This window comes from Streptomyces lunalinharesii (assembly GCF_039532155.1).
GTDB lineage: Bacteria > Actinomycetota > Actinomycetes > Streptomycetales > Streptomycetaceae > Streptomyces > Streptomyces lunalinharesii.
Genome location: NZ_BAAARK010000112.1, coordinates 1 through 924, shown reverse-complemented (window position 1 = coordinate 924; position 924 = coordinate 1). Strand labels below are relative to the sequence as shown.

General features: G+C 63.9%; 1 protein-coding gene and 2 pseudogenes. 2 read left to right on the top strand and 1 reads right to left on the bottom strand.

Annotation, left to right across the window (positions count from 1 at the left end):
• Both ABD385_RS41180 and ABD385_RS41175 read left to right on the top strand, forming a co-directional pair.
• A pseudogene (locus ABD385_RS41180) lies at nt 1–118 on the top strand (IS5/IS1182 family transposase); the annotation flags it as partial.
• Between the two features lie 251 nt (nt 119–369).
• Nucleotides 370–840, top strand: a complete 471-nt coding sequence (locus ABD385_RS41175; RefSeq protein ID WP_344585404.1) for a transposase family protein — start codon at nt 370–372, stop codon at nt 838–840.
• Here the strand turns inward: ABD385_RS41175 and ABD385_RS41170 are convergent.
• Nucleotides 809–924, bottom strand: a pseudogene (locus ABD385_RS41170) (IS5/IS1182 family transposase); the annotation flags it as partial. The gene ABD385_RS41175 and the pseudogene ABD385_RS41170 sit on opposite strands and share 32 nt — an antisense overlap.

The following is a 924-nucleotide window of genomic DNA, read 5'->3' as shown; positions in this document are numbered from 1 at the left end:
GCTGCACGGCTTCCGTCGCCTGCGCATCCGATGGGAGCGACGGGACGACATCCATGAAGCCTTCCTCGGGCTCGCTACATGCCTCATCACCTACAGACACGTCCGACGCCTTTGTTAGGACCTCTTAACGCTGATGGCTGCTCCATGCCCACCACTGTGGCAGCAGTTCATTCGTCTCGGGCTGAAGCCGAGGCAGCCGCTTCACGCAACTCCCTGAATCACACGGTGGCTTTATCGAGGAGCAGTAGTGGCTCTGGTCCACTTCTTGTGGTCGCGTACGCGGGGTGACTGTTGATCTTTGTGTGATGAGGCTTGAGGTCGCCCGAAAATCGTCCGGCTGGAATGCGATGTGGTCGACAGTCCTTCGTCGTGAGCGACGTGCTGCCGCAGCTGGATGAGCTGCTGTTCTTCTCGGTTGACGATGTGCCGGTGGTGTCGGTCGAGGTGATCGACACGGCTGTCCGGGTCGAGGCCCGCACGACTGCCCGGCAAGCGGCCTGCCCGGAATGCGGGGGCCAGTCAGGACGAATACATGGCTCTTACCTGCGGTTTCCTCGTGATCTGCCAGCGGCCGGCAAGCTCGTTGTGATGTCTCTGCGGGCGCGTCGCTTCGTCTGCGCGAAGGGGACCTGCCAGCGCAGGACGTTTGCCGAGCAGGTGCCGGGACTCACCCGTCGGTGCGGCCGGCGGACCGAGCGGCTGCGCTCCGCACTGGTCGCGGTCGGCCTCGCGCTCGCCGGCCGGGCCGGAGCTCGGATGACGAACGTCTTTGAGGTGCCGGTCAGCCGCAACACCCTGCTAAGAGGTCCTAACAAAGGCGTCGGACGTGTCTGTAGGTGATGAGGCATGTAGCGAGCCCGAGGAAGGCTTCATGGATGTCGTCCCGTCGCTCCCATCGGATGCGCAGGCGACGGAAGCCGTGCA